Genomic DNA, 24,394 nt, shown 5'->3' on the forward strand with positions numbered 1-24,394 from the left:
AGGCTATAGTCCCAGCACGGAACGCCCGCGCCCGAGCGGCGGCGGAAGGACAGCGGAGGTCGCGCAGTGGGCAGCCTCGGGCCTGACGGGCCGGCCGGGCCCGGACCCTTGGCTCCGGACGGCGACTATCTCGCGCTCCTGGGTCTGGATCGGAGCGCCGATCCGGCCACGATCCGCCAGCGCATCACCGCCGAACGTCGCAAATGGCGTCGCCGCACGACCGCACCCGACATCAACGCCCGCCAGGAAGCCGAGCGCTGGATGGCCGCGCTCGACCTGGCCGAACGAACGCTGCTCGGGGGTGAGAGTCCCCGCCGGGTGCCACCGCCCGACGACCCCGACGCCAATACCGGCGCTCCGCACGCGTCCGCGGCCACCGAGCCGCCGGAGACGCCGCCGGCCGGAGATCAGCCGGGACCCCCGCCGGTCGCCCCGGCCGCCCGCGAGTGGCTGGTCCGGGCGGTCGAGCAGCTCAAGAGCGGTCAGTCCGACCTGGCGATCTTCACCGCCCGCCGCGCGGTGGACGAAGACCCGCAGAACGCCTACGCCTGGTCGGTGCTGGCCGACGCGGCCGCCCGGTCGGACGACACCGAGACCGCCCAGTCGGCGATCGAGCGGGCGCTCGCCCTCGAACCCGATTCCGCACACCTGCACGCCGAACGGGGCTGGATCCTCGACCGCGGAGGACGCCCGGAGCGCGCGGTGGCCGCCTACCGCACCGCCGCCGAACTCGACCCCGAGCGCATCGACTACCGGGTCCGCATCGTCACCGCGCTGCTCCGGGCCGGCCGCGTCGACGAGGCCGTCCGCGAGGGCGAGGACGCCTACCGCACCCGTCCCGACGACGGCGACGTCCGCACCGCGCTCGGCACCGCGCTGGCCGAACGAGCGGTGGCCGCGCAGCACGAGCTCGAGGACGGCCGCCTGGTCATTTCCAGCGAGGCCCAGGCCAGCTACGTGTACGCGCTGGCCAGCCGGGGCATCTCGATCCGCCCCGCCGACCCGGCGGTGAGGGAGGACCTCGAGCAGCAGCGCGAGTACTCCCGCCGGGCCCGGCGCCGGAAGTTCTCCCCGAACGCGTTCCGCCGCAACTGGCGGTGGCCGGTCGGGATCGGCCTGCTGGCGGTGTCGGGCTGCTGCTGCGCCCCGAACATCTGGCGGGCGAGTCAGAGCGGAGACATCGTCCAGCAGTCGTTCGCTGTCGGGCTCCTGATCGTCGTACTGACGTTCCTCGGTGCACTCCTGTACACCTGCTACGAACCGGTCTACAGACGCAACGCCGCGCTGATCGCCCGGACGGTGCCACGGCGGGTCGGCCGTGGCCCCGGTGACCGGAGCGATGGCAAGGCCCCGGCCGACGGCAAGGGCTCTTTCCGCCCGGAGGCGGGCGACGAGGGCCCCGCACCGGCCGGGGAGGAGCGCAGCAAAGGCCGCCGCGTCCTGCGGTGGCCGGGTCGCGGTGGAGGGGCAACGTCGTGAACGCGATCGGCATCGACCTGGGCACGACGTTCTCCGCGGCGGCCGCCGTGGCCGAGAACGGCGAGCCGTACATCCTGCGCAACCGCGAGGGACACTCCACGACCCCGTCGGTCGTCTGCTTCCGCGACAACAAGCCGGTCGTCGGACTGGCCGCCCGCCGGTCGGTGACCGCGGCTCCGGCCGACTGCGTCGAGTTCGTGAAGCGGCACATGGGTGATCCCACCTGGCGGTTCCCGACCACGACCGGCGAGGAGTACAGCGCCGAGCAGATCAGCGCGATGATCCTCAAGCGCGTGGCCGAGGACGCGGCGACCGCGCTCGGCGCCCCGGCGTCCGAGGCCGTGATCACGGTGCCCGCGTACTTCGACGACGCCCGCCGCAAGGCCACCGCCGACGCCGGTGAGATCGCCGGGCTCGACGTCCTGCGGGTCCTGAACGAGCCGACCGCCGCGGCGCTGGCGTTCGGCTACAACGCCGACCGCGAGGAGACGCTGCTCGTCTACGACCTCGGCGGCGGCACGTTCGACTGCACGGTCATGCGGATGGGCTACGGCCGGTTCGACGTCCTGGCCACCGCCGGTGACCGCAACCTGGGCGGGTTCGACTTCGACAACGCGCTGATGATCCACGTCGCCGAGCTGCTGCAGAAGGCCACCGGCCTCTGGCTGCTCGCGCCCGGCCTGGACGACGGCGAGACCGAGGCGATCCTGCGCGAGCACTGTGAGCAGGCCAAACGGCAGCTCTCGACGCTGCCGGAGGCGAAGATCGCGATGGACGTCGACGGCGGCGAGCACGTCGTCACGGTCACTCGCCCGACGTTCGAGGCGCTCACCCGGCCGCTCCTGCGCCGCACAGAGGAGATCGTCCAGGAGGTCATGGAGGAGGCCGCGGTCGGTTTCGGCCGGCTGGGGAGCGTCCTCATGGTGGGTGGGTCGACCCGCATGCCGATGGTGACCGCCATGGTCGAGAAGGTGACCGGCGTCCGCGCCGACCGTTCGGTCCATCCGGACGAGGCGGTCGCACTCGGCGCCGCGGTCCTGGCGGACGTGCTGGCGAACGCGCGCCGCAAGCCCGACAGCCGTCCACGCCGGACCGTGAGTGTGAACGACGTCACGTCGCAGGGTGTCGGTGTGGTCGCGAGAGCCCGTAACAGCGGTGAGCAGGTCAACTCGATCGTGATCCCGCGCAACACCCCGATCCCGTGCCAGGGCCGCCGCCGGTTCCGGACCCTCGCCGAGAACCAGCGCGAGGTGTTACTGGTGGTCACCGAAGGGGACGACCAGGATCTCCGGTTCGCGACCGTGGTCGGCTCGGCCCGGCTGGCGATTCCGCAGAAGACCGGTGCGGTCGAGTTCGACATTGTGATTTCGTACGACGCAGACGGCATCATTCACGTGTCGCTCACCGAACCGGACGATGGGCGGCAGATCGCCGAGTTCGACATCGACCGTCAGGCCAATCTGGACGCAGCGGACATCCACCGCATGCGCGCGGCCCTCCGGAGCCTCGAGGTCGGATGATGCGATTGGATAGGCCGGGCACAGGGTTGGGCCGCCGCTGCAGCGGCTACCCTGTTTACTGGTGGTTTGCACAAAGACACTGCAAGTGAGGAACGAGGCCGGTGTCAACGCAGTCGAGACTCGTCCAGTTGCGACAGCAGCTCTCCATGCTGTCCGACAAGTCCGAGAAGATGGCCACAGCCCTCCTCGCGCAGAAACAGAGCTTCAACCAAGCCATCTCCGCGGTACAGGGGACGATCGGCGGCTCGGCGCGGAAAACCGATCAGAACATGGTGGCCGCCCTGCAGGCCGCCGAGAAAAAGCTGGACGAGGCGGCGCAGGCGCTCAAGCACGCGGCCTCGGAGGGCAAGAAGTTCGCAGGCACCCTGTAGGACCCCCGTGATTATGTGGGTAACCCGGAGTCCGTAAATCGCGAGCGGTGTGGCAGGTGAGGAGACGACGCGTCGGATGATGCCTCCACGCACGAATCAGCCCGGTGGCAACCCGGGCGGTCCGGGCACTCGCCGGGCCGGTGGACGCTGGTCCCGCGCGCGCCGCCCGACCGACGACGACCACCGTCAGGAACGGCTCCGCGACGACTCGCCGCTCGGCGCGGGTGACCACGACGGCGACCCGCTGCCCGACGAGGAACGTCAGATCCGCACCACGTTCCTGCGCCTGCGCGGCACCGCCGACGCGATCCTCGCCGCCGCCGACGCCGGGCGCAGCGCCGCCACCGGTGCCTACGACATCGCCGAGCGGGACGCCGCCCGGCGCACCCACCGCGCGGTCGAGCGGGCCGGCGCGGAGGCCGACGACGCCTACGAGCGCGCCCGCGACATCCTCGGTGACCGCGCCCGCCGGATCGCGCCGTTCGCGGCGTCCGCCGACTGGACCGACCCGGGCTGGCGCTCGGACGACTGGCTCGGCGGCGGCCCGGCCCGGTACATCCGGCTCGGTTCGCTCTCGGTGCCCGGCGCCGGCCCGCGCACCGGCAACGCCAATCCCGACTCGCTTCCGGCGCTCATCCCGCTGCTCGACGCGGCCTCGCTCGGGCTGATCGCCGAGGGCGACGACCGGGAGTGGCCGATCGGCACGATCCGCTCGCTGCTGCTGCGGGCGCTGGCCACCGCACCGCCCGGGCGGCTGGAGATCGTCACCTACGATCCGCGGATCCGGGGCGTCACGAGCCCGTTCGCGGCACTGCGCAAGGCCGGCAACGACTTGCTCGCCGATCCGCTGGCCACGCCGGCCGAGCTGATCAAGCGGCTGATCCAGTTGCGTGCCGCGGTGATGCGCGTCGCCGAGCTGGCCGGTGCGCACGACGTCCCCGACCTGGCCGAGCTGACCAAGGCGACCGGTGTGCAGCCCGAGCCGTACCGGCTGCTCGTCGTCTGCGACTACCCGTACGGCATCGACGCCGACGCGCAGACCGAGCTGATCCGGCTGGCCGAGGGCGGCCCGCGCCGGGGCGTCTCGCTGCTCGTCCACCACGATCCGCGGGCCCAGACCGACGACAACGTCAACCCGAACGATCTGCTCAAGCACCTCAATCTGGCCCGTGGCCGGAACTCCGCGATCACCGTGAGCGCGTTGCCCGCGGTCACGGTCCGGCCCGATCTGCCGCCGAGCAGGCAGCTGATCGAGAGCGTGTCGGCGAAGGTGGCCGAGGGCGCCCGGCGCGGCGCGGCCCCGGTCGTCGATTTCGCGGCGCTGCTGCCGGGCCCGGCCGGCGTCTGGTCGGAAAGCGCGGTCAAGGGCATGACGGCCAAGATCGGCCGGGCCGGCCTGGACGTCGTCGAGCTGGAGTTGCGTGGCTCCGACCCGTCGCTGCCGAACGTGCTGATCGGCGGGGCGTCGGGGCAGGGCAAGTCGAACCTGCTGCTGGTGCTGCTGCACTCGATCGCGGCCTCGTACTCGCCGGACGAGGTCGCGATGTACCTGCTCGACTTCAAGGACGGCCTGGAGTTCGACCGGCTCGGCCCGCGTCCGGGGCGTCCGTGGCACCTGCCGCACGCCCGGGTGCTGGGCCTGGAGGGCGACCGCGCGTTCGGGCTGGCCGTGCTGCGTTACCTCGACGGGGAGTTCCGCCGCCGGGCCGAGCAGTTCCGGCTGGCCGGTGCGAACGACCTCGCCGGGTACCGCACGCTGCGCCCGAACGAGACCGTTCCGCGGCTGCTGCTGGTGATCGACGAATTCCAGGTGCTGGTCGCCGAGGACGACGACATCGCCAGGGCGTCGATCGTCATCCTCGAGACGCTGGCCCGCCGGGGCCGTGCGGTCGGCGTCCACCTCGTTCTGGCCTCGCAGACGTTGAGCGGCATCGAGACGCTGGTGACCAAGGAACGGTCGATCTTCGGCCAGTTCCCCTGGCGGGTGTCGCTCAAGACCGAGGCCAGCGAGTCCGAGGCGGTGCTCGGACGGCAGAACACCGAGGCCGCCCAGCTGCGGTTCCGCGGCGAGATCGTGCTCAACCGCGAGTACGGCGACCCCACGCACAACCGCCGGGGCGTGGTCGCCTACGCCGACGAGGAGCTGCTGGACGACCTGCGCCACGACCTCTGGGAGCGGGCCGGGCGTCCGATGGCACCGCGGGTGTTCTACGCGGCCCGCCCGTCCGACCCGAACCTGCTCACCGGTGCGCTCCAGCGTGTCCTCACCGACGCGCCGCCGGGCGACGACACGAAGTTCGCCCTGCTCGGCCTGCCGGTCGACGTCGATCCGGCTCCGGTCGCGTTCGGACTCACCGCCGACCCCGGCCGGACGCTGGCGATCGTCGGCGACGGCCGGGACGACGCGTTCGGCACGCTCGGGGCCGTCGTCTGGTCGCTGGCCGCGCAGCACGTCCGCGGCGGGGCCGAGTTCGTGCTGCTGGACGCCGTCGGCGGCGACACGGGTTCGCCGGAGACCGAGCTCCTCGACGAGGCCGCCGGCGCGTACGACCACAAGGTCCACCGGCAGACCGGCAGCGGGGTCGGGCGCGGGCTCTCCGAACTCGCCGAGATCGTCGAGGAGCGCATCAAGGCCAGCGGGAAGCACGCCGATCTGAGCGCCGAGCGGCGTCCGATCTACGTGCTCGGGATCGGGCTGCACCGGGCCGCGCGACTCGACCACTACGACGACACCGGGGTCGCGCCGACCGACGCGCTCCGCACGCTGGTGCGCGAAGGCCCGCTGGTCGACGTCCATCTGATCGGGTGGTGGAACAGCCTGCGGGTGTTCACCGAGCACGTCGGCTACGAATTCACGTCGCTGGTCGGCGGTTACGTGTTCCTGCGGGCGCCGGAGGCCGACGTCCAAGGCGTGCTGGGGCCGTATCTGCGGTACGCACCGCAGCCGCACCGGGGTCTGTTCTGCGACCTCTCGCACGGCGGCCGCCCGGTGCCGGTGGTGCCTTTTGCCCTGCCCTCATGATGCGTAGCCCGAACGGAGGGGGACGATGAGCCAGCACCCGTCGCCGGATCCGGAGTGGATCGACTACCTGGAGGCGGTCAACGGCCTGGCCGGGCTGCCGAACCTGGTCGACGAACGGCGCCGCATCGCGAAATCGGACGAAGAGGCGTCGATCGCCCGGGCGACGAGCGCGCGCGAGCTGGCGCTGAACCGGTGCGACGAGTGGCAGACCTATGCGAAGCGGACGCTCGCGAACTCGGAGGCGCGCCTGGTCGCGGCGCACATCCTGGTGCCGGACGCGTCCGCGGCGCCGACGATCTCGTACGACGCACCGGATCCGCTGATCGAGGGGCTCGGCGAACTCGACAAGAAGCTGGCGACCGAGGTGGCAGGCCTGAACGAGGCTCGTCGCGCCGGCCGTGCCCGCGCGATGGAACGCGCCGCCGAGGCCGCCCGCAAGGCCGCCCTCCGCCGGGAACTGATCCGCATCGGAGGCTTGATCGCACTGATCATTCTCGGCGCGCTCCTACTGCGAGTGATCTTCTGACCGGGGCGTGGCGGGCTCCGGGGTTGGTGGGGCGCGTGGGAAGATCGGGTGATGCCGCGCCCCCGATTCCACGCGGATCTGCACATCCACTCGAAGTACAGCCGGGCCTGTAGCCGGGACTGCGACCTCGAACATCTCACCTGGTACGCCAAGCGCAAGGGCCTGACCCTCGTCGGCACCGGTGACTTCACCCATCCGGCCTGGAACGCCCACCTGCACGAGACGCTGGTCGAGGCCGAACCCGGGCTCTACCGCCTCAACGACGACCTCGCGAGATCGGTCGATCGCACGCTCCCGGGCATCGTCGCGGCCAGCACGGTCCGGTTCATGCTCAGCGTCGAGATCTCGACCATCTACAAGCGAGACGACCAGACCCGTAAGGTCCACCACCTCGTCTACTTGCCCGATCTCGAGGCGGTAGGCCGTTTCAACACCCGGCTGGCCCGGATCGGCAACATCGCCTCCGACGGCCGCCCGATCCTCGGACTGGACTCGCGCGACCTACTGGAGATCACGCTGGAGGCCAGTCCGGACGGTTACCTCGTCCCGGCGCACATCTGGACACCCTGGTTCGCGGCGCTCGGTTCCAAGTCGGGCTTCGACGCGATCGCCGACTGTTACGCCGACCTGGCCGACCACGTCTTCGCGGTGGAAACGGGCCTGAGTTCGGACCCGTCGATGAACTGGCGGGTGTCGTCGCTCGACCGGTACACGCTGGTCAGCAACTCCGACGCGCATTCGCCACCGGCACTGGCCCGCGAGGCGCACAGTTACGACTGCGAACTCGACTACTTCTCGGTGCGCGACGCGCTGCGCACGGGTGAGGGGTACGCCGGCTCGATCGAGTTCTTCCCCGAGGAGGGCAAGTACCACGCCGACGGTCACCGGGCCTGCGAGGTGAGCTGGCAACCGGCCGAGACGATCGCGGCCGGCGGGAAGTGCGAGGTCTGCGGCAAGCCGGTCACGGTCGGGGTGCTCTCCCGGGTCGAGGCACTGGCCGATCGTCCGGACGGGGAGCGTCCGCCCGGGGCGGCGAACTTCCGCAACCTCGTTCCGCTGCCGGAGGTCGTCGGCGAGATCCACTCGGTCGGCCCGCGCAGCAAGACCGTGGCCCGCGAGGTCGACAGCCTGGTCGCCGCGCTCGGCCCGGAGCTCGACATCCTGACCGAGGTCCCGGCCGACCAGATCGCCGCGGTCGGCGGCGAGCTGCTCGGCGAGGCGATCGGCCGCCTCCGTCGCGGTGACGTGATCCGTCAGCCGGGCTACGACGGCGAGTACGGCGTGATCCGGCTCTTCGAGCCGTCCGAGCTCCGGCGTTCGGCCGGCACGTCCGCGCTCTTCGATCTGCCGGAACAGGAGATTTACGCCGATCGGCGAACCACCGTGGGTGGGGTGTCCGCCCGGGTGGGCGCGGACAGCGGGAAGGCCGCCGTCGCACCGGGGCGGCGCCGCTCCGGCTCGGCCGCCGGGCGCACGGCCGATCCGGCGGCGCTGATCGAGACGGTCGGGATTCCGGCTCCTCGCGGGCTGGCCACCGCCCCGGACGGGAACACCGACGTGGTCGGGAACGCTGCCGGCCGGGGCGCCGGGCCCGCCACGGCACGGGGCGAGCAGGATGCTGCGGGGCCGGCCACGCACGGCGGGGCCTCGTACGGCGGGCCACCGGACGACTCCGCGGACGAGCCGGCGGCGGGCGACCGGGCCGGCGTAGACATCGCTCTTCCACTGCAGATCCCCGACCGAGGGGTGCTGGAGGGACTCGATCCGGAGCAGCGGGCGGCGGCGGGCGCGGCCGACGGGCCGCTGCTGGTCGTGGCCGGGCCGGGCACCGGGAAGACGCGGACGCTGACGCATCGGGTCGCGTACCTGGTGGCGGAACGCGGGGTGCCGGCGGAGGCGTGCCTGGCGATCACGTTCACGCGGCGGGCCGCGGGGGAGCTCTCCTCGCGGCTGACGGAGCTGCTGCCGTCCGGGGCGGGTTCGCCGTTCGTGGCGACGTTCCACGCGCTGGCACTGGCGATCTGCCGCGAGCAGTTCGTCGCGCTGGGGTTCGACGCGCCGCCGTCGGTCGCGGACGACGCGGACCAGGCGGCGGTGCTGGCCGAGCTCGACGTGCCGAGCGGTAAGCCGGTGCCCGACGAACTGCGGGAGGGGTACCACAAGCGGCTGCGCGAGCGCGGGTTGCTGGAGCTGGACGAACTCGTGCCGTCGGCGGTCTCGGTGCTCGCCGACGCCGGGCTCAGGGAGGCGTACCGGGCGCGCTGGACGCACGTGCTGGTGGACGAATACCAGGACGTGGACGCGTCGCAGTACGCGCTGTTGAGCGCGTTGGTGCCGCCGGGCGGGAACCTGTTCGCGATCGGGGATCCGGACCAGTCGATCTACTCGTTCCGGGGCGCGGACGTGGGGTTCTTCCTGCGGTTCTCGGCGGATTTCGTCGGGGCGGCGACGGTCACGCTGACGCGGAACTACCGGTCGGCGCCGCCGATCGTGGCGGCGGCGGTGCAGGTCGTACGGCCGGAGACGCTGGTGCCGGGGCGGGGGCTCTCGGCCGAGCGGCGTGATCTGGGGGCGGCGCGGATCGTGGTGCACTCGGTCGCCTCCGACGTCGAAGAGGCCGGGTGGGTCGCGGCGACGATCGACGGGCTGGTCGGCGGGGCGTCGTTCCATTCGCTGGATTCGGGCCGGGTGGACGGCAACTCGGAGGTCGAGGAGCACTACGGGTTCGCGGATGTCGCGGTGTTGTACCGGACCGACGCGCAGTCGCGGGCGTTGCAGACCGCGTTCACGTCGGCAGGGTTGCCGTTCCAGAAGCGGGGGATCGACCGGCTGGCGTCCCGGCCGGGGGTCGGCGTGGCGCTGCAGGAGATGACGCGGTTGCCCGGATCCGTGGCGGCTCGTCTGCGAGCGGCCGGGGCGGTGCTGGCGGCGCGGGCGGCGGCGCCGGATCTGTTCGCCGCGGATTCGGGGCTGCGGGCGACCGACGTGTGGGCGGCGACGGAGTTGCTGCGGCCGTTGGCGGCCTCGTGCGGCGACGACCTGGACGAGTTCCTGGCCCAGGTGGCGACCGGAGCCGAGGTGGACGCGCTGGATCCGCGCGCGGACGCGGTGTCGATGCTGACGCTGCACGCGGCCAAGGGACTGGAGTATCCGGTCGTGTTCCTGGTCGGAGCGGTGGACGGCGTGCTGCCGATGCGGTTCGGCGGTCCGGCCGATCCGGCGCAGGAGGCCGAGGAACGCCGGCTGTTCTTCGTCGGGGTCACGAGGGCGCAGCGGCGGCTGTTCGTGTCGGCGCCGAGAGGGGTGTCGCGCCGGGGGCGGACGTCACCGGCCGAGCTCACGCCGTTCCTGACCCCGGTGGACGAAGGGCTCCTGGACCGTACCGGCGCGGTCGGGTCCCCGCGGCGCCCGGCCGCCCGCCAGATGCGCCTGATCTGACGCGGGCGCAGTCGGTTACCAGGAGGGCCCGTGGAGGCGGTTCTCGTTACGGGGCGTAGCCGGGCGCGACGCTGAGATCTCGATCGGGCGCATTTCGGGCTGAGCGCTGGTGGCCGGGGCCGGTGGGTGGCCTATCCTCGACGCGATGAGCGTGTCGACTGAAGCCGGGGCCCCGACGTGGGTCGTCATCGACGCCGAAACCACCGGGCTGAGCCCGAAGGAACACCGGATCGTCGAACTCGCGGTCGTGGTGCTCGACGAGCGGGGCAACTCGATGGGCGAAGCGGCCACGCTGGTGAACCCCGGCATGGACGTCGGCCCCGCGGACGGCCACGGCATCCGTAACGAAGACGTGCTCGACGCGCCGCAGTTCGAGGAGTTGGCCGGCTGGCTGGTCGAGTGGCTGCGCGGCAAGGTGCTCGTGGGGCACAACCTGCTGTTCACCTCGGCCTTCCTGGACGAGGAATTCCGCCGCGCCGGGTTCGAGATGCCGCACGTCCCGGCGATCTGCACGATGACCAACGCGCCCCGCTACCTGCCCTCGCTGCCCGGGCGCACGCTGGAACAGTGCTGCGCCGCGGCCGGCATCCCGCTGGACGGCCCGCGGTCGGCGATGACGCACGCCCGCGCCGCCGGCGCCCTGTTCGGGACGTTCCTGGCCCAGCGTCCGACGTTGCCGTCGCCGTGGGTGCAGTACATCGAGCGGGCCCGTCGGATGTCGTGGCCGCGGGTTCCGATGGTCGACTTCCAGATGTCGCCCCGCTCCGAGGAAGAAGACTGGGAGGCCGCCGACCCGGAGCAGACCGCGATCGTCAGCCCCGAGATGGCGAAGATGGCGGCGGCTTTCGCCGGGATGTCGTCCGGGGCCGCGCCGACCCCGGTGGCCGAGGCGCCGGCCGTCGACAGCGAGTTCGTCGCCGAGGTCGTCGAGGACGCACCGCGGTCGCCGGAGGAGTCCGGGCCGGTCAGCGCCTACCTCGGCGCGCTCGACAACGCGGTGTCCGACCGGGTGCTCTCGTTCACCGAGGCGATCCACCTCAAGGATCTGGCCGGCGCGCTGGCGATCTTCGAGGCCGAGCAGAGCGACGCGCACCGGCAGTACGTCCGGACGCTCGCCGCGACGGCGTGGGCCGACCGGCAGGTGACCGACGAGGAGCGCGCCGACCTGGTGGCGGTGGGCAAGCTGCTGGACCTGTCCCCGACCGAGGTCGACGGGCTGATCGAGGAGACGAACCCGGACGCGGAGGAGGGCTCGGCCCCGGCGATGGCGGCCAGCCCCCAGTACGAGGCCGGGTGGTACCCGGATCCGTACGGTCAGCCGGGTTTGCGGTGGTACGACGGAAAGACCTGGACGCACCACACACACGCGAGTTAGACGTCCCGGCGCTCGGGGCCGAGCTCCTGGGGTCATTGCTCCCAGGGCCTGTCGATCGCTGACGCACTGTGTTCCGATCAATACATCGTGTTGATCGGAAGGCGGATCGGATGGACTACGAACGGGAGGCGGCCGCGCTGTACGCGTTGCCGCCGGGCCAGTTCACGACCGCCCGCGACGTCCGGATCGCGGAGCTGCGGGGTGAGAACCAGGCCGCGCTGGCCGGGCGGCTCAAGCTCTTACGCCGGCCGACGATGGCCGCATGGTGCGTGAACCTCCTGGTGGGTTCACACCGGGACGACCTGGTGGCGCTGACGGCCCTCGGCGCGCGGCTGGCCGACGCACAGCGGCGGGCTGATCTCGGCGCGATCCGGACGCTCTCGGCCGAGCGGAGGCAGCGGATAGCGACGCTGGTCGAGGCGGCCGGGCGGCTGGTGGCGCAGTCGCATCCGCGGTGGGGTGCGCAAGGGCCGCTCGAGTCGTCGGTGATCGTCGATCTGGAGTCGACGTTGAACGCAGCGGTGGCCGACGCGGCGGTGGCTCAGCGGGTGCTGTCGGGCCGGCTGGTCCGGGCCGAGTCGTACGCCGGGTTCGGGCCACTTCCGGAGAGCTCCCTCACGGAGGGGGCGCGCCGGGTGGCGTCCGGAGCGGGCGAGCCGGAGGCGGCCGCGGACTCGTTGGCCGGGGGCTCGTTGGCGAAGAGCGCTATGGCGGAGAGCGCTTTGGCGGAGAGCGCGCTGGCGGACCAGGAGGCGGTGGCGGCACGCTGCGAGCGGGATGCCGCGAGGCGCGGACGCGACGTGGCGCGGCACGCGCGCGACGAGGCCGCCGCGGTGCTCGCCGAGGCGACCCGGCGGCTGGCCGAGGCCGACCGTGGCTTCGAGGTGGCCGAACGGGCGCTGCTGACCGCCGAGGACCGGCAACGGCGCGCGACCGCTCGTCTCCGGGGGAGTTAGCATCTTGGGGGCGTCAGGGGCGGGTTCCGGGTTACCGGGCTGGCGGGGCAGGCGGGCTGGCGGGGCAGCGGGGCAGCGGGGCTGGCGGGCTAGCGGGGCAGGCGGACCGTGCGGCCGTAGAAGGACTCGATCTGCTGCACGATCGAGGTGAACTGGTCGAGGTCGACCGGTTTCGTCACGAACGCGTTCGCGTGGAGCTGGTAGCTGCGCAGGACGTCTTCGTCGAGCGCCGACGTCGTGAGCACGACGACCGGGATCGAGCGCAGAGCATCGTCACCCTTGACCGCCGCGAGCACCTCACGCCCGTCCATCCGGGGCATGTTCAGGTCGAGCAGGATCAGCTGCGGGCGCGGTGCTTCTGCGTGCGGCTCCTCGTTGCGCAGGAACGCCAGCGCCTCGACGCCGTCGGACACGACGTGCAGGCGGCTCGGGACGTCGTTGGCTTCCAGGGCCTCCTCGATCATCAGCACGTCACCGGCATCGTCCTCGACGACCAAGACCTCGAGTGGCGGTGTGGGCATTTCCTACTCTCCGGTTCCGGCGGTTCGTCGGCGCACTTTACCGCTCATTGCGGAGCCGTCGGTGCCAGAGATCGGCCTGCGCTGCCCGCGAACGGCACGTCGACCGACGGGGCCTCGAGCGTCGCGGCCGACGGGTGCTGCCAGAGCCCGCGCGCCCGCAGCAGAGGGAGTACGCCCTCCCCGAACCAGTACGCCTCCTCCAGGTGCGGGTATCCGGACAGCACGAACTCCGAGAGCCCGAGTTCGCTCAGCTCGACGATCCGGTCGGCGACCTCGGCGTGGCTGCCCACCAGCGCGGTACCGGCGCCGCCGCGCACCAGTCCGACCCCGGCCCAGAGATTCGGAGAGATCTCCAGGTCGCGCAGGCCCGTCTTGGCGCGGCCGTGATCGTGCAGCTCGGCCATCCGGCGCTGCCCCTCGGACTCGCTGTGCGCCAGCCCGTCCTGCACCCGGGCGATCGTGGCCGGGTCGAGAGCCCCGAGCAGGCGCTCGGCCTCGGCCCAGGCCGCTTCGGACGTGTCGCGGCTGATCACGTGCAGCCGGATGCCGTACCGCAGCGTCCGGTTGCGCTTCTGACTGAGGCCCTTGATCCAGTCAATCTTGGCTTTCACTTGTTCGGGCTTCTCGCCCCAGGTCAGGTAGACGTCCGCGTGCTTCGCGGCCACGTCACCCGCGGCCGGGGACGACCCCCCGAAGTAGACGTCGGGGATCGGGTCGGGGACGCGGCTCAGCATCGCGTCCTCCACCCGGAGGTGCCGGCCGTCGAGCGTGACGCTCTCACCGCGCCAGAGCCGCGTGACGACCTCGAGGAATTCGTCCGTCCGCCGGTAGCGGCCGTCCTTGTCGAGGAAGTCCCCGAACGCCCGTTGCTCCTTGCTCTCCCCACCGGTGACGACGTTGAGCAGCAGCCGGTTGTTCGAATGCCGCTGGAACGTCGACGCCATCTGGGCCGCGAGCGTGGGGGAGAGCATGCCGGGCCGGAACGCGACCAGGAACTTCAGCCGCTCGGACGCCTGGGCCAGCATCGCGGTGGTGAGCCAGGCATCGTCGCACCAGACGCCGGTCGGGGTGAGCGCGCCGACGAAGCCGAGCTGCTCGGCGGCGCGGGTGATCTGGGTCAGATAGCCGAGCGAGGCCGGACGGTCGCCGGCCGCCTGGCCGAGGTCGACGCCGTGGCCGCCCGCGACGAGATTGCGGCTGTCGCCCATCGTCGGCAGGAACCAGTGAAAGGTCAGGCTCATGCGTTTAACCCTATCGGGCAAGTAGGAGAGCCGTTTCGATCTCGTCGAGGACGGAGCGCCAGTGCTCGCGCTGGATTTCGCGCTCGGTCGCGTCGGCCAGACGCTCCTGGTGGAAGCGGATGCTGGTGCCGTTCGCCGCCGGGCGGACGACGATCTGCACGGTGCTGTCGTGGGGCCAGGAGTCGGGCTGCCAGGTGACGCGCAGCCGGTCGCCGGGGCGGAAGCTGCGGACCTCGCCGGTGGTGCCGGTGGCGGTTTCGTACGGCGTGCCCTTGGCCCAGGCCGGTGTTGCGCCGGGGCCGAGCCAGAGCGCGAGGCCCGGGGCCCCGGTGAGGAAGGCCCAGACCTCTTCGAGGGGGTGTGGCACGGTGCGGGACACGCCGATCTCGAACCCGACGTCTCTCGTCTGGCCTGTCTGTCGCTCCATGCCGGGCCTCCTGCGGGTTTGTGGGGGTGTGAGTCTGTGGGGTGCGGGGAGCGGGAGGGTCTGCGGGAACGGGGTGCGGATGCGGCGGGCGGGACCGGGCGCGAGCCGGGCTGGGGAGCGGGTGCGCGGAGAGCGCAATCGTTCTGCTCGGGGCGGAATCGGGGCGGAATCGGGGCGGGGCTGCGCCGGGGGCGTGATTGCGTGGGCGGTGTGCTCGGAGCTCGTCCGGGCCGGACCGGTCGGGAGAATCGATGCGGCTGATCTACGTGCACGGAGCCTGCGTCCGGGACGGCGAGTGGTGGTGGCACCGGATGGTCGGGCCGCTCGCCGAGGCCGGCCTGCGCAGCCGCACGGTCGCCCTGCCGAGCTGCCGCGACGACGTCGCCGGCGGGGCGGTGCCGGGCGGCATCGCCGGCGGGGCGGGGCTGGGTGACCTGTACGACGACGTGGACGCGGTGCGGGCGGTGCTGGACGAGGACGACGAGCCGGCGGTGTTGCTGGGGCACTCGTACAGCGGCGTCGTGATCACCGAGGCCGGTGCCGGGCACCCGGCCGTGCGGCGCCTCCTGTACGTGAGCTCGGTGATGCCGGACGTGGGGGAGTCTCAGGGCGCCATCGTCGGCACCGATCCGGCCCCCTGGCTGGACCCGAGCGCGGACGGCACGATCGGCGTCCAGCCGGATAGCGTCCGCCAATTGTTCGTACAGGACTGTGACGGCCCGACGCAGGACGCGGCCGTAGGCCGCCTGACCCGGCAGGCGATGACGGTGTTCGGCCAGCCGGTGCGGGCCGCGGCCTGGCGGGACGTGCCGTCGACCTACGTGGTCTGCACGGACGACCTGGCGATCCCGGCCGAGGCCCAGCGCGAGCGGGCGAAGCACGCGACGCAGTTGGTGGAGTTCGCTGCCGGGCACCATCCGTTCCTCTCCCGCCCGGAGGACTTCGCCGGACTACTCGTCGATGTGGTGGCGCCCGGCTAGCTGGTTTCGACGGCTGCCCACTCCTCCAGCGTGCCCAGGACCTCGCGGATCGGCTGGTCGGTGGCCTGGGCCAGTAGCCGCAGCAGCTCGGTCTCGATCTTGACGTGGGCGGCCAGCTGCTGGCTGACCAGGTCGGACGTGGGCGTGCTGATCGCGTCGCCCATCGCGACGGCGCCGGCCATGAACGCGTCGGCCACCGTGCGGGGGCGCCGCAGCAGGAACTCGCGCTGCAGATCGTCGGGATCGGGCTCTACGGTCGCCGTGCCGTAGACGGCGGCCCAGGAGGCAACGGCCGCGGGAACCGCGGCCCGGTCGGTGTGCAGGGACTGGAGCAGCGCGACCGCACCGTGGATCGCGGACGCCACGCCCTCCTTGTTCTCGTCGGAACCGGCGTCGAACCGGTCGGTGGTGGATTCGTCGTCGCCGAGCCCGGGCCCGAACCAGTCGTCGGTGGGCTCGTCGCTGTCGAACATCCGTGGCCTCCCTGACTTCGTCGAAGGCACCGTAGCGGCGACCACCGACGATTTTCGGGTGGCGCATATACCGCCTCGGTTATATTTGCGGGGTGACCACTTCGTTCGCGGTGCTGGCCGAGCCGACCCGCCGGCGCATCCTCGATCTGCTGCTCGAACGTCCCCGTCCGGTGAACGAATTGGTCGAGGAACTCGGGCTGAGCCAGCCCGGGACGTCCAAGCATCTGAAGGTCCTGCGGGACGCCGGGCTCGTGCGGGTGCGGCAGGACGCGCAGCGTCGCTGGTACGAACTGCGGCCGGAGCCGCTGGCCGAGATCGACAGCTGGCTGGCGCCGTACCGGAGTCTGTGGGGGCGCAGCCTCGACGCGCTGGAGGCGCACCTGGACGCGCACCCGGAATGAGCGCTCCAGCGGCCCTCCCGGGCCGCCGGAGCGGGGAGGCCTCAGCCGAACGTGTCGCTGGGGCCGGGAGGCCTCAGCGGAACGTGTTGCTGGGGCCGGGTGGGCTCAGTGGGCCGTGCGTTCGGCGGCGCTGCGTTCGATGCAGAACTCGTTGGCCTCGGGATCGGTGAGGGTGACCCAGCCGGTGCCGTCGGGCTTGCGGTGGTCTCCGACGATCGTGGCGCCGAGCTGCTGGGCCCTGGCCACCATCTCGTCCCGGGTGCCGCCGGTGGGCTGCAGGTCGAGGTGGATCCGGTTCTTGACCGTCTTCGGCTCCGGGACCGGGACGAACAGCAGGGCCGGAGTCTGACGATCCGGGCCGACGAGCAACGCCTCGGGGTCTTCCGGCGCGTTCGGGTCTTCCGGGTCCTCGCCGTAGCCGGTGAGCGCGGACCAGAACTGGGCCAGCGCATACGGATCGGCACAGTCGATCGTGATGTTCCTGACACGGACGTTCATGCGGTGTCCTTTACAGACAGCGCGCCACCATGCGGACGCGCGGGGAAACGGACGTGGTCATCACCGCACCTCCTTCCGGGTATCGACGTGGTGACCAGTATCGCAGTCAGCGGTACTCATTTTCGGCGAGCGGGATCACCCAGGCCCGGCGCTCGGCGATCTTGCCGTCACGGATCACGAAGACTTCGGCCATCGACATCCGGACCGGGTCGCCGTCCTTCTGGGGAGCCCAGCCGCGGAGCTCGGCCATGACCGTGTCGCCCTCCTCGACCAGGCGCACGACCTCCAGACGCGGCGGGCCGACGAAGTCGGGGCCGTCGATCTCGGCGTCGTACGCGTCCTTGCCGGTGAGGCGGAAGTGCCCGAAGACCGTCCACCGGATGTCGTCGGCCAGGCAGGACAGGATCGTCGCGTGGTCGTTGGTGCGGAAGCCGTCGAGGTAGGTCTCGACCAGTTGCTTGTGTGCGCTCATGGGGCCTAGTCGTAGCCGATGGCGCGGCCTCGACAAGGTTCCGACAAAAAAGCACCCTCGGCGAGGGCGCTGATTGATCGGTGGCGGTTTCGTGGTGGCCAGGGGCGGGGTCGAACCGCCGACCTTCCGCTTTTCAGGCGGACGCTCGTACCAACTGAGCTACCTGGCCGTTTGCGGCGACGCCGCTCCGTTGCCGCGCCTTAGCGCGGCAACGTGAGCGGTCCCGACGGGATTTGAACCCGCGACCTCCGCCTTGACAGGGCGGCGAGCACTCCGAGCTGCTCCACGGGACCTGGTCTCGGTAAGACCGGGTCTTGCCGTGCCCCCAACGGGATTCGAACCCGTGCTACCGCCTTGAAAGGGCGGCGTCCTGGGCCACTAGACGATGAGGGCGTGAACCCGAACGGCGTTCATGTTGTCACACATGTCCGCCGGGCGGCGCACCCACCCCGTCCGCGTCGGGAGCGGTTCCCAGCATAGGCGATGGCGCCACCAGTTACCAAAAGCAGGGGCCGACCTTTGGATATTCCCAGGTCAGAGCCTGGTCAAGCGGTACCGGGACTTCAGTGGAGGCAGCAGGACCTTCAACGCGGCGACGCTGCGGGACCGATCGCCGCCTCCGTCGTGCATGAGGACGATCACACCGGGGGCCATGCCGGCCCGCACTCGCGCCACGATCGTGCTGGACGGGGGCTTGGTCCAGTCCTTCGGATCCACGTTCCAGCCGATCGACGCCATCCCGAGCGACCGCGCCGCCGAGACGATGACGCCCGACCAGTTACCGCCCGGCGCCCGGAAGTACGTCGGCGCGATGCCGCCGCTGGCTTTCGTGATCAGCGCGTTGGTGTGTCGGAGATCCGACAAGATCGCGGCGCGCGACTTCTTCTTCAGGTGCAGGTCGTGCGTCGTCGAGTGGTTGCACAGCGCGTGCCCGTCCTTGGCGATCTTCCGCACCAGGTCGGGGTGGGCCCGGACGTTGACGCCGATCATGCAGAACGTCGCCTTGACGTGGTACTTGCGTAACAGGGCGAGGACCTGGGGCGTCCAGCGCGGGTCGGGGCCGTCGTCGAACGTGAGGGCCACCGCGTTCGTACCGGTGCGGAAGTAGGGCTTGGACGCGGGCGGCAGCAGCGGCTTCGGCTGCGGTTTCGCCTTGGGCTTCTTGCTCGGGACGGTGTGCGCGAGGACGGTTCCGCCCTCACCGTCGGCGCGGAGGTCGGCAGCGCTGAGCCAGGTACCGTCTGCCGGCCGGTGCAGGGCCACCGAGGTCACCAGAGCCACGACCAGTACCACCGCGGCGCCGAGGCCGAGTAATGCTCGCGTCATCGTTCCTGCCTGTCACTAAAGCGTGCAGTGCATCGGACCGTATGAGCCGCTCGCAAGGCTCGTAGGCCGCCGTGGAGGTCGCCGTTTTCGGTAGAAAACAACGTCCACCCAGCTCAGCACTGTGCGGCAGGGAGCGGTCACTGCGCGGCAACTGTCAGAAAGTTGGCACGTTTGGACCGTTTAAGAAGGTCAAGCGTCCACAATCCGCACGCCGGACGAACCGGGTACCGTAGCGTGCGATCCCGGGCCGGGGGGATGTCTGTCGTGGTTCGCCATCCGGTCTGAGACACTTGAGGTGCCGGGCCGTTAGCTCAATTGGCAGAGCAGCGGACTTTTAATCCGCGGGTTCTGGGTTCGATCCCCAGGCGGCCCACCCGCAAGACGTTCCGCCGCAGGTCAGAGGAGGTGTAGCCGAGATGGGGACGTTGCCCCCCGGTTTGCGCCCCCTACTTACCCCCCGAGAACGATCTTTCCAGGGGGCAGAGGCTCCAATGTGGATGATGCTATCCCTTGGATGCGATCTTTTGGTTGGTCACTCTGCGTGAGCGGGGGTCGGCCGCGCCGCCCCCCACCCACGCGCCACCCACGTCGCGGCCGGGCTCGTGGTGCTTCAGCTGTGCAAAGACCACTCGGACGGGCTACGCCCGGCTCAATTCTTGATGGCGTCAACCTGCGTCGTGCTTCGCCTCAGCGTCGGTCAGCAACTCACTGAGGGTCGAACATCCCTGACTTAACATTCACCAAGAACTTTGACCAGTTGGCAGGCCGCAGCAGAAGCATGTGCCCTTCGGGATTTTTCGAATCGCGTACCGCGATCGCCTCACCGAGGACGGCGACCTCGACACACTGTCCCGTTCCGTTGCTCCGTGTGCTCTTGCGCCACACTGCGTTAGCAAACTCTGGCGCAGTCATTCTGCGCCCTCCCTTACTGCTTGTGCCTTCATGGCGTCGGCCTTGCCGCGCAGAAGCGTAACCGTGTCCGCCGGGGACAAGGCGGTCGCCCTGAGATGGTCAAACGCCAGGCTGTGTCCCTGCACATGGTAGGCCTTATCCAGGAACAACGCGCCGCTGATGTTCTCCAGGTAGACGACCGGGGGATCGTCGCTGTCGAAGTCGAGGATGGTGAAGCTGGCCCCCATCGCCATGTGGGCACCTTGGCTGAACTGAAGTACCTGGACTGTCACTGTTGGTAGCTGGGCAAGGTCGGCGATGTGTTGCAACTGGGCCGCCATCACGGCCGGACCGCCGATCGGACGGCAGAGCGCCGCTTCGTCCATGACGATCCAGAGCCTTGGCGCCTTGTCGCGATGGAGGATTTGTTGACGCGCCATCCGTAGCTCGACCCGCTCATCGATCCTCCCGGGCGGGTCTTCGGGGTGGTCGGCAGCGATCAGTGCCCTGGCGTACCGATCCGTCTGGAGCAGCCCATTAACGAGCTGGATGTCGTACACCCGCAGTTGCGTAGCCGAGTTTTCGAATGCGACGTATCCGGCGAACCACTTCGGCATCGTTCCGGCGTAGTCGTACCACCAGGCATGTTGGCGGGCGCTTCGGGCCAGCTCGACTAGCGCCTCCGCCTCTGCTTCGCCGACCTCGTAGATCCGCAGCAGCGCGGCAACCGTACGCGGCTGGACGCCCGTCTTGGACGTCTCGATCCGCGACAACGTGGCACGGCTCAGGGTCGTCTCCACTTGCGACGCCGCTTGCTCAATGGTTAGCCCGGCCGCCTCTCGGAGGTTCCGGAGCTCAGCCGCAAGCCGTCGACTCTGCGCAGTTGGGGTGAAGCTCACACGCGACAGTGTGCCGCATCGCTCAGAGCCGCCGAATCTCACGCGATCATTGTTCTCACGATTCTGAGAGTTGCGCGACTGTGAGAATCCTGCAATCGTGAGAGAGCATCACGACGGGCCGTTGAGCGGCCCACTGCCCCGACCTCCCGAACGAAGGCAGAGGTATGCCCAACGCGGATTTTTCGTCGCCGAAGACGTTCAAGGTCTATACGCGAGACCTCACGCATCGTCGGGTTGTCGCCTACGTGGGTCTCGTAGAGCCGGCAGAACTTCCGGCGTGGCTCGACGCGGTCCATGATTTCGCCGATAGGCGGCAGCTCGGGATGGTCGAAGCGGTCTACCGCGACACCGGGCCGAAGAACGGCAACCTCTACGCCGGATTCGACGCTGCTCTCCGCGACCTGGCCTCAGGCCGAGCGCACGGTGTCATTGTCCCTGACGACGACACCATCGCCACCGATCAGTACGACCGAAGGATCTTGGAGGCGTGGGTCCGCGCGGCCGGTGGCGTGCTGTACCCGATGGAAAGCGCAACGGCATGACCCACACATCGCACCCCGACCGCCAGCAGCCACAGCGCCTCACCCCCGGCGAGCCTCAGGTGGTCGGCTACGTCGTCGGAGACGCTCTCGCCAACATCGCGGCCCTCGAACGAGACGTTCGTGCATACGCCGCCAGTCATCACCTCGGCGTTGTCGCTGCCGTCTACCACGATTCCGCGCCCACCGACGGCATGCTTGCCAGCGGATTCGACCGGTGTCTAGCGGCGATCCGAATGGGACCGGCCCACGCCGTCGTCGTACCGCACCGAGCCGACCTCGCAGTGGACCCGTCGCAGCGTGCATCACTGACCGCATGGGTTCACGCCGCCGGGGGCGTCATTCACTACGTCGAGTCCGAAGGAGCGCCGTCATGAACAACGGCACCCCCGTGCCTCCCGACGCGGAGTTGTCACCCGAACAGGTCGCCCGCGTCGAGTACGGACTTGCGCGTGACGTGCTCGCTACCCACCGGCCGATCACGGGATGGGACACCGGACCAGACGGCACGCGCCGACGCATCGAGGTCTGCGCCCGTGACCTCACACCCTGGCCATGCGATACCGACACATGGGCGATGGAGCGCATCACCGACGGTCCCGGCGACCAACCGCCGTTATCTCCGCCCGCATGCGACGTCTATTTCTTCGGCCAGCTCCCACCGGTCACAGCGAGCAACGGCTACAAGCGGCACGAGGACACCGACCAAGACGAGGACACCGAACAAGAGGACCACCACGGCACGGAGGCACCGGCATGATTTCCACGTCCACCCCGCTCCGCGACGACCGGCCAATAATCAGCGGTAGGGCACCGGTTCGCTACCGCCAGCCTCAGACCATGACCAGGAGCCGCGGTGCAGGACTCCCGCGTCTGCCCAGGCGCGTTCCGGGTTCGACTCTACGCGCCCTAGACCTCCCCGACTGGAGCGCGACGGACGACGAGGGACCGTCCCACTGGTTCACGCCGCACCGTGAGTACAACCCCATGCAGCACGGCTGACCACATTGCAGAAGGGCTGCCAGCGCGTTTTGTTGGTGGTCGCGCTGGCAGCCGCTCATGTCACCGTCAGACGTCCAGATATAGAAGGGCGGTGATGGTCTTCTTACACGCGTCGCAGTGCAACGGCGCCTCGATCGACACAAGGTCGCATTGCACCGTGGTCAAGATGTCGACCGCGCCGGTTTCAACCTCCGTCGTCCACGCGGTACGCCACCGGGCGGTGTTTTTCTGAAGCGCCGCCACGTACTCCGAGCACATGGCATAGAACGCCGCGACACCGTGCTCCTTCATGTATGCCCAGTTGAATTGGAGGGAGGTCATCACCAGCGGCAGCGGATGAACGTTGAGGACCGCGCCCCATTCCTCGGAGACATCGGCGATGTCCAACCGGGCCGCCAGCGCGTCCAGCCGCTTCCACTCCCCGGTGCCGTCGTACTCCGAGCGAACCTGCTGGAGAATGCCAGCCGCCGTGGCGAGGTTGGCTTGCTTCGCGTCGAAGACTTCCCCGACCGTGGCCAGGCTTACTCCGTCTTGCTCCTTGCGGGCGGTCTCGATGGCGGCCTTCAGGCGCGTGGATAACGCCGACTCGTTGCACAGGCAGTTGCCGAACGATAGCCACGGTTCGGGAAAGCCTCGCTCCGCCGTGACCGCGAAAATCTTGCGTCCCTGGACACCCATGTGCCGCCACCTTTCGGGTTGGCTACTCGGCGAGCCTCCCAGCGAGGTACGCCGTCACTTCCTCGATCGGTACGTCCTGCTGTTCACCGGTCTGCATGTCCCGGACCGTGACGCCACCGCGCTCACGTTCGGCCGCGCCGTAAAGCAGCGCATAACGCGCGTGCTGGTCGTTGGCCCACTTCAGTTGACGGGCAAGTTTGCCGCTGCCCCCGAGGTAGACGCCCGTGCGGATCGCGGCTGCCCGCAGTCGGCCAGCTATCCCCGCGAGATCAGCGCCGCTGTCCGCATCGAGCACCGTGACCGCGACGTCCAGCCCCGTACCGGCGGTCTCAGCTGTCGGCAGGAGCGGAAGAATACGCTCCACACCGAGCGAGCCGCCGCACGCGGGCAGGTCCGGTCCGCCCAGCTTGGCGACCAGCCCGTCATACCGGCCCCCCGACGCGATGGACCCCGGCACACCCGGCGCAGTCACTTCGTAGATCGGCCCCGTGTAGTAGTCCAGTCCGCGCACCAGAGAACCACTGAACCCGATCCGATGCTCCCCAACCTGACCGACACTCATCCCGATGAGTTGATCGACCTCCGCCAGTCCCGCGCGTCCTGCGTCCGAGCCCGCAAGCGCTTTCCGTACCGACGTGTCCGCATCCGGCCCGGAGAGCGTGTCGACCAGCCGCCCAGCCGTACCCGCGTCGAGTCCGAGACCCCCCAGTTCCACGGCGACAGCCGCAGGGGGCAGCTTGTCCAGCTTGTCCAGGACGATCAGCGTGCGACCCCCGAGCGCCCTCGGCACCTCGAACACGTCCAGCAGGGCATAGAGCACCTTGCGCGAGTTGACCAGGAATCGGAACTCCGGAACGCCGAGCGCGCTCAGCGCATCGGCCAGCGCGGACACGACCTCAGCATCCGCAAGCGGCGACGTCGATCCCACCACATCGAGATCGCATTGATAGAACTCGCGGAATCGGCCCTTTCCGGGGCGGTCAGCCCGCCACACCGGAGCAATCGCATACCGCTTGTACGGCGACGGGAGCTGACTGCCGTACGTCGCAACGACCCGTGCCAGTGGCACCGTCAGGTCGTAACGCAACGCCAAGTCCGCCTCGCCGCTGGCCTCATGCTCGCCCCGGCGCAGAATCTTGAAGACCAGCTTGTCGCCCTCTTCGCCGTACTTCCCGGTCAATAGCTCCAGCCGCTCGAACGCCGGGGTTTGCAGTGGCTCGAAGCCGTACCGGTCGAAGGTCTGCCGGATGATGGCGAAGGCTTCCTCACGTGCACGCACGTCGGACGCCAGAAAGTCCCGCGTGCCCGACGCGGCATCCACTTTTTTCGCAGTCACCCGACCAGCCTTCCCGACGGGCA

General features: G+C 70.2%; 23 protein-coding genes and 4 tRNA genes. 13 read left to right on the forward strand and 14 right to left on the reverse strand.

Going from position 1 to position 24,394, the window contains the following annotated elements:
* Positions 1-66 precede the first annotated feature (66 nt).
* From ACIBZJ_RS36575 to ACIBZJ_RS36610, 8 genes are all read left to right on the forward strand, one after another.
* A complete protein-coding gene (locus ACIBZJ_RS36575) occupies positions 67-1,479 on the forward strand; it encodes a tetratricopeptide repeat protein (protein ID WP_395938031.1) in 1,413 nt (470 codons plus the stop codon).
* Complete coding sequence (locus ACIBZJ_RS36580; RefSeq protein ID WP_395938033.1) at positions 1,476-2,999, forward strand: Hsp70 family protein; 1,524 nt, start codon at positions 1,476-1,478, stop codon at positions 2,997-2,999. Before ACIBZJ_RS36575 ends, ACIBZJ_RS36580 begins: the two co-directional genes overlap by 4 nt.
* Positions 3,000-3,145: 146 nt before the next feature.
* Positions 3,146-3,370 (forward strand): hypothetical protein, encoded by a 225-nt coding sequence (locus tag ACIBZJ_RS36585; protein ID WP_395938035.1) that lies wholly within the window; start codon positions 3,146-3,148, stop codon positions 3,368-3,370.
* A gap of 1,369 nt (positions 3,371-4,739) precedes the next feature.
* Positions 4,740-6,392 carry an FtsK/SpoIIIE domain-containing protein gene (locus ACIBZJ_RS36590; RefSeq protein WP_395938154.1) on the forward strand — a complete coding sequence of 551 codons (1,653 nt, stop codon included), beginning with the start codon at positions 4,740-4,742 and terminating at the stop codon, positions 6,390-6,392.
* Between the two features lie 25 nt (positions 6,393-6,417).
* On the forward strand, positions 6,418-6,918 hold the full coding sequence (locus tag ACIBZJ_RS36595; RefSeq protein WP_395938037.1) for a hypothetical protein: 501 nt from the start codon (positions 6,418-6,420) through the stop codon (positions 6,916-6,918).
* A gap of 51 nt (positions 6,919-6,969) precedes the next feature.
* Positions 6,970-10,356 (forward strand): UvrD-helicase domain-containing protein, encoded by a 3,387-nt coding sequence (locus ACIBZJ_RS36600; RefSeq protein ID WP_395938039.1) that lies wholly within the window; start codon positions 6,970-6,972, stop codon positions 10,354-10,356.
* Positions 10,357-10,501: 145 nt separating this feature from the next.
* Positions 10,502-11,731: an exonuclease domain-containing protein gene (locus ACIBZJ_RS36605; RefSeq protein ID WP_395938041.1), complete on the forward strand. Its 1,230-nt coding sequence runs from the start codon at positions 10,502-10,504 to the stop codon at positions 11,729-11,731.
* A gap of 110 nt (positions 11,732-11,841) precedes the next feature.
* A complete protein-coding gene (locus ACIBZJ_RS36610; protein ID WP_395938043.1) occupies positions 11,842-12,687 on the forward strand; it encodes a hypothetical protein in 846 nt (281 codons plus the stop codon).
* Positions 12,688-12,776: 89 nt separating this feature from the next.
* Here ACIBZJ_RS36610 and ACIBZJ_RS36615 read toward each other — a convergent pair whose 3' ends face one another.
* Genes ACIBZJ_RS36615 through ACIBZJ_RS36625 form a run of 3 tightly spaced genes read right to left on the reverse strand, consistent with a single transcriptional unit; the run spans position 12,777 to position 14,876 of the window.
* Positions 12,777-13,208 carry a response regulator gene (locus tag ACIBZJ_RS36615; RefSeq protein ID WP_395938045.1) on the reverse strand — a complete coding sequence of 144 codons (432 nt, stop codon included), beginning with the start codon at positions 13,206-13,208 and terminating at the stop codon, positions 12,777-12,779.
* A 44-nt stretch (positions 13,209-13,252) separates the two neighbouring features.
* The gene (locus tag ACIBZJ_RS36620) at positions 13,253-14,449 is read right to left on the reverse strand and encodes an LLM class flavin-dependent oxidoreductase (RefSeq protein WP_395938047.1); all 1,197 of its coding nucleotides are present in this window, start codon (positions 14,447-14,449) and stop codon (positions 13,253-13,255) included.
* A 10-nt stretch (positions 14,450-14,459) separates the two neighbouring features.
* On the reverse strand, positions 14,460-14,876 hold the full coding sequence (locus ACIBZJ_RS36625; protein WP_395938049.1) for an SRPBCC domain-containing protein: 417 nt from the start codon (positions 14,874-14,876) through the stop codon (positions 14,460-14,462).
* A gap of 251 nt (positions 14,877-15,127) precedes the next feature.
* Here ACIBZJ_RS36625 and ACIBZJ_RS36630 point away from each other — a divergent pair, with 251 nt between their 5' ends.
* Entirely contained in the window at positions 15,128-15,856 is a 729-nt protein-coding gene (locus ACIBZJ_RS36630; RefSeq protein WP_395938051.1) for an alpha/beta fold hydrolase, read from the forward strand.
* Here ACIBZJ_RS36630 and ACIBZJ_RS36635 read toward each other — a convergent pair.
* Positions 15,853-16,329 carry a hypothetical protein gene (locus tag ACIBZJ_RS36635; RefSeq protein ID WP_395938053.1) on the reverse strand — a complete coding sequence of 159 codons (477 nt, stop codon included), beginning with the start codon at positions 16,327-16,329 and terminating at the stop codon, positions 15,853-15,855. The genes ACIBZJ_RS36630 and ACIBZJ_RS36635 overlap by 4 nt on opposite strands.
* Before the next feature lie 92 nt (positions 16,330-16,421).
* On the opposite strand from ACIBZJ_RS36635, the gene ACIBZJ_RS36640 reads away from it, so the two are divergent.
* The gene (locus ACIBZJ_RS36640) at positions 16,422-16,730 is read left to right on the forward strand and encodes an ArsR/SmtB family transcription factor (protein WP_395938055.1); all 309 of its coding nucleotides are present in this window, start codon (positions 16,422-16,424) and stop codon (positions 16,728-16,730) included.
* Between the two features lie 105 nt (positions 16,731-16,835).
* Here the strand turns inward: ACIBZJ_RS36640 and ACIBZJ_RS36645 are convergent, their stop codons facing one another.
* The 6 genes from ACIBZJ_RS36645 to ACIBZJ_RS36670 all read right to left on the reverse strand — a co-directional run bounded on the left by ACIBZJ_RS36645 (position 16,836) and on the right by ACIBZJ_RS36670 (position 19,026).
* Positions 16,836-17,228, reverse strand: coding sequence for a VOC family protein (locus ACIBZJ_RS36645; protein ID WP_395938057.1), 393 nt, complete (start codon positions 17,226-17,228; stop codon positions 16,836-16,838).
* A 106-nt stretch (positions 17,229-17,334) separates the two neighbouring features.
* Positions 17,335-17,700 (reverse strand): nuclear transport factor 2 family protein, encoded by a 366-nt coding sequence (locus ACIBZJ_RS36650; protein ID WP_395938059.1) that lies wholly within the window; start codon positions 17,698-17,700, stop codon positions 17,335-17,337.
* Between the two features lie 92 nt (positions 17,701-17,792).
* A tRNA-Phe gene (locus ACIBZJ_RS36655) sits at positions 17,793-17,869 on the reverse strand.
* Positions 17,870-17,918: 49 nt separating this feature from the next.
* Positions 17,919-17,993 (reverse strand) — tRNA-Asp (locus tag ACIBZJ_RS36660).
* A gap of 27 nt (positions 17,994-18,020) precedes the next feature.
* Positions 18,021-18,093: transfer RNA gene (locus tag ACIBZJ_RS36665), tRNA-Glu, on the reverse strand.
* Between the two features lie 141 nt (positions 18,094-18,234).
* Complete coding sequence (locus tag ACIBZJ_RS36670) at positions 18,235-19,026, reverse strand: polysaccharide deacetylase family protein (protein WP_395938061.1); 792 nt, start codon at positions 19,024-19,026, stop codon at positions 18,235-18,237.
* 300 nt (positions 19,027-19,326) lie between these two features.
* Between ACIBZJ_RS36670 and ACIBZJ_RS36675 the strand changes: the two genes are divergently transcribed.
* Positions 19,327-19,399: transfer RNA gene (locus ACIBZJ_RS36675), tRNA-Lys, on the forward strand.
* Positions 19,400-19,731: 332 nt separating this feature from the next.
* Here the strand turns inward: ACIBZJ_RS36675 and ACIBZJ_RS36680 are convergent.
* Positions 19,732-19,938, reverse strand: a complete 207-nt coding sequence (locus ACIBZJ_RS36680; RefSeq protein ID WP_395938063.1) for a DUF397 domain-containing protein — start codon at positions 19,936-19,938, stop codon at positions 19,732-19,734.
* Entirely contained in the window at positions 19,935-20,858 is a 924-nt protein-coding gene (locus ACIBZJ_RS36685; RefSeq protein ID WP_395938065.1) for a helix-turn-helix domain-containing protein, read from the reverse strand. Before ACIBZJ_RS36685 ends, ACIBZJ_RS36680 begins: the two co-directional genes overlap by 4 nt.
* Before the next feature lie 122 nt (positions 20,859-20,980).
* On the opposite strand from ACIBZJ_RS36685, the gene ACIBZJ_RS36690 reads away from it, so the two are divergent.
* Both ACIBZJ_RS36690 and ACIBZJ_RS36695 read left to right on the forward strand, forming a co-directional pair.
* The gene (locus tag ACIBZJ_RS36690; RefSeq protein WP_395938067.1) at positions 20,981-21,358 is read left to right on the forward strand and encodes a hypothetical protein; all 378 of its coding nucleotides are present in this window, start codon (positions 20,981-20,983) and stop codon (positions 21,356-21,358) included.
* A gap of 370 nt (positions 21,359-21,728) precedes the next feature.
* Positions 21,729-22,115, forward strand: coding sequence for a hypothetical protein (locus ACIBZJ_RS36695; RefSeq protein WP_395938069.1), 387 nt, complete (start codon positions 21,729-21,731; stop codon positions 22,113-22,115).
* Between the two features lie 308 nt (positions 22,116-22,423).
* Here ACIBZJ_RS36695 and ACIBZJ_RS36700 read toward each other — a convergent pair whose 3' ends face one another.
* Together ACIBZJ_RS36700 and hisS are read right to left on the reverse strand one after the other, a co-directional pair.
* The gene (locus tag ACIBZJ_RS36700; RefSeq protein WP_395938071.1) at positions 22,424-23,035 is read right to left on the reverse strand and encodes a hypothetical protein; all 612 of its coding nucleotides are present in this window, start codon (positions 23,033-23,035) and stop codon (positions 22,424-22,426) included.
* A gap of 22 nt (positions 23,036-23,057) precedes the next feature.
* Positions 23,058-24,371 (reverse strand): histidine--tRNA ligase, encoded by a 1,314-nt coding sequence (hisS, locus tag ACIBZJ_RS36705; RefSeq protein ID WP_395938073.1) that lies wholly within the window; start codon positions 24,369-24,371, stop codon positions 23,058-23,060.
* Between the last annotated feature and the right edge of the window lie 23 nt (positions 24,372-24,394).

Source organism: Cryptosporangium sp. NPDC051539, from assembly GCF_044454545.1.
In the GTDB taxonomy this organism is placed as follows: Bacteria; Actinomycetota; Actinomycetes; order Mycobacteriales; family Cryptosporangiaceae; genus Cryptosporangium.